The sequence below is a fragment of the Pedobacter sp. genome (genome assembly GCF_035566355.1).
Taxonomy (GTDB): domain Bacteria; phylum Bacteroidota; class Bacteroidia; order Sphingobacteriales; family Sphingobacteriaceae; genus Pedobacter.
Genome location: NZ_DATMRL010000437.1, coordinates 1 through 3,556, shown reverse-complemented (window position 1 = coordinate 3,556; position 3,556 = coordinate 1). Strand labels below are relative to the sequence as shown.

Here is a 3,556-nt window from a genome sequence, read left to right as displayed (position 1 = left end):
TGATTTCAAATGAGGTTGTATGAACGCCGTTAGTGATATCCAAAGCTCTTTGGTAAGCCTTAGCCTCATCAGCATGATCAAAATCTATAACAAGTTCACCAAAATTACGGTAAGAACCAAAACCGTGAATATCTGTTTGATATCCACCGTCCCAGTTATTATCTCCTCCCCAAAGACTTTGCTCGTTAAACTGAATGCGTTCGGTCTTGATACCGCCAAATAACATCGCTCCCATACGCCCGTTGCCTATCGGCAAGGCCTCTGCCTCCCATTTTTTTGCTGGTTGTTTATACCACAATCTTTTGGGCTTGCTGTCTGCTGCGTAGGCTGCAGTTGCGGTTAGAAAAGTAAATAGTAGGAAGAGGGCTTTTATTTTGATCATTTAAAAGATTATTTATGGTTGATTTATCTTCAGGTTTGTTTTTATCTCAATAATCGGCATTTCTTTTGCTTTATTTATAAGCAGTTCTGGCAAATCAATATCATTTTTTTCCATTCGTTTATCTATAAATCCCAAATGATCCACGCTTCGTGCCCTAAGCAACAAGAGGTTATTCATTTTAAAAGTGTTGTTGCTAATTTCTTTGCGGCTGCATTCATATAAAGTGGTGTGGTTGCAAGTCATTTATCAAAGAAGATTAATGCACTGAGATTTCATGCTGAAGAACATTTGAACTTGTTATCTGTTTCACATTGGGCTGCCCACCACCTATAGACAATAACAGTTTTCCTCCGGGCTGATATCTTTTTCCATTTTGATCTATCAAAGTCAATTGATCCGTACTTAATTCAAAACGAACTTTCTTAGATTGACCCTGTTCAAGAAAGATTCTTTGAAATCCTTGCAATGCCCTAACAGGAGCAGTCTCTTTAATTCCCGGATGAGAGAGATAAAGTTGGACAACTTCCTCTCCTTTAAGTTCTCCTGTATTGGTAACCAACGCCTCAACGATTAAAGATTTTCCTTTTTTAAGCTGAAGCGGTGCTTTAAGATTGGAATATTTGAATGTACTGTAACTTAAACCATAACCAAAAGGGTATTCTACTTCTCCCTTAAAATAGCGATATGTGCGCCCCTTCATGCTGTAATCTTTCACATCAGGAAGGTCGGCATCACTTTTATAAAAAGTTACCGGAAGGCGGCCTGCAGGATTGTAATCACCAAACAATACATCTGCCACTGCAGTTCCAGTACTTTGACCTCCATACCAAGCATTGACAATGGCTGGAATATGTTCAGTTTCCCAAGGCATTGCCAGAGCACTTCCGGTAAAGAGAACTAAAATAACAGGTTTTCCCGTGGCCTGTAAAGCTTTCAACATTTCAGTTTGTACCTCAGGGAGTAAAATAGAAGTACGGTCGCCTCCTTTAAAACCTTTGGCATTCACAGACATCTCCTCCCCTTCCAGTTCAGGAGAAATTCCTCCTACAAAAACAATAACATCTGAACCAGCTGCACGATTAGCCAATGCGGCCATATCTGTCTTTTCAAATTTTCCATTTTTTTTCAGGCTATCGGCAGTGAGACCAACACCTTTATCATAGGAAACTGAAACCAGAGGTCCCAGTTTCTCTTTGATCGCTTCCAGAACAGAAACATTTTTTGTGGGGAAACCATTGTAATTTCCCAATTGTGCAGTTTTGTTATCGGCATTGGGTCCTATTACTGCAACTTTCTTTATTGATTTCAAAAGAGGGAGGATACCATTAGTATTTTTAAGCAAAACGATAGATTCTCTGGCCATTTTAAGGGCATGTTCCTTATGTGCAGGAGCCTCCAGAATGTTCTCCGGAATCTGTCTGTATTTTACTTTTTCTGCCGGATCAAACATCCCCAGGCGGTACCTGATCATGAACAGACGGGATAGAGAAACATCGATATCTTTTTCAGTCATAATACCAGTCTTCACCGCATCTACCAGCGATTTGTACACCGTGTTTCCACATTCTACGTCTGTGCCATGAAACACCGCATCAGCAGCAGCAGAAGGTGCATTTTTATGTGTCTTATGATGATTAATAAAATCATCTATTGCTCCGCAGTCACTCGTCACATATCCTGTAAATTTCCATTGCCTGCGTAAAATATCGTTCATTAAGAGGTCATTGGCACAGCATGGTTGCTCGTTTATAGCGTTGTAAGCACACATCACTCCTGCTACCTTTGCATTTACGACCAATTCTTTAAAAGCAGGCAAATAAGTATCCCAGAGGTCATACATACTCGGGTTGATGTTATCTGAATGCCTGCTCGCTTCAGGGCCACTGTGGACCGCATAATGCTTGGCACAAGCTGCAGCCATCAGATAGTTTGGATCATCTCCCTGTAAGCCTTTTACAAATACAGAGCCCATCTTAGCGGTTAAAAAAGGATCTTCTCCATAGGTCTCCTGTCCTCTACCCCATCTTGGGTCACGGAATATGTTAATATTTGGTGTCCAATAAGTAAGCCCCAGGTAACGATCTCCGGTTTTTCCTTCCCGGATGGCTCTATTGTTAATTGCTCTGCCTTCCGTTGCACTATATTGTGCCATAAGCTTTAAGGCATTTGCATCCCAGGTAGCTGCCATGCCGATAGCCTGCGGGAATACTGTCGTTTTATAGGGAGTCCGGGCAACACCGTGTAGGACTTCATTCCACCATTCATAGGCCGGAATACCCAGACGCGGAATGGCTGGAGCGGTGTTTAGCATTTGCGCAACTTTCTCTTCGAGCGTTAAGCGGCCCACAAGGTCTTTTACTCTTTTTTCTATGGATAATGTGGAATTCCACATTGGATAGGCCTTAAAGTCCTGAGCTTTTAACAGTACTGGCAATAACAAGCACACAATCGGTATGGTAATCTTCTTCATATTTGTAAATCTACTGCAATCAGATCTTTTAAACTTCAATTAAATTGACCAAAACAAATGTTTTATTTTCTTCATAAATGACAATAAGCCAGGCAGCATTGGCCGCCTAGCTTATTATACTCGATTTTATTATATGGGAGTGCAGATTTTATTGTAATGGATCAAATGTGCCACCCCATTCTTTGTTCTGAGGAAGATTTTCTGGCTCCAAACTGATTTGACTAGGGTTTAGCGGATAAAACCAATGGTTTAAAGTTAAATTGAAGGTAAACGAAGGATCGCCGTCGAGATTATCGACAAATTGAGCAGAGAACTTAGCACGAACCAGCGGATCTGTTATAATATTATCCGTTGGTGAAGGCAGTGGCTGTCCGGGTTTTAATATAATAACCAATCCATGGCGGCCACCTTGGGTGTTCAGGATGTCATACCTTCTCCAGCGTCTCAGATCAGGGAAACGCATGTTCTCGAAAGCGAATTCAACCTGACGTTCTTTAATATAAGCCGTGCGGATATCTATCTGCCCTGCAGCTGTAATTCCATAGGAACCTGTGCCCTGGCTAATCTTGGCCCTTGCTCTAACCTGATATAAAACGTTAAGTGACTCGCTAAGTTTGCCAACTTCGTTTGCACATTCACCATAGTTCATCAATAATTCGGTATAGCGCATAGGCACCCAATAACTTTTTGCCCCAGCTATTCCA

At 41.5% G+C, this 3,556-nt stretch carries 4 protein-coding genes; all 4 read right to left on the bottom strand.

What is annotated here, in order from left to right; genetic code table 11:
• Positions 1-382, bottom strand: a 382-nt coding sequence (locus VNZ46_RS16855) for a glycoside hydrolase N-terminal domain-containing protein (protein WP_325561225.1), incomplete at its 3' end; no start/stop codon positions are given.
• Positions 383-394: 12 nt separating this feature from the next.
• On the bottom strand, positions 395-559 hold the full coding sequence (locus VNZ46_RS16850; protein ID WP_325561224.1) for a hypothetical protein: 165 nt from the start codon (positions 557-559) through the stop codon (positions 395-397).
• Between the two features lie 79 nt (positions 560-638).
• Positions 639-2,852: a glycoside hydrolase family 3 C-terminal domain-containing protein gene (locus tag VNZ46_RS16845; protein WP_325561223.1), complete on the bottom strand. Its 2,214-nt coding sequence runs from the start codon at positions 2,850-2,852 to the stop codon at positions 639-641.
• 148 nt (positions 2,853-3,000) lie between these two features.
• Positions 3,001-3,556: RagB/SusD family nutrient uptake outer membrane protein (locus VNZ46_RS16840; protein ID WP_325561222.1), on the bottom strand; the 556-nt coding region annotated here is incomplete at its 5' end.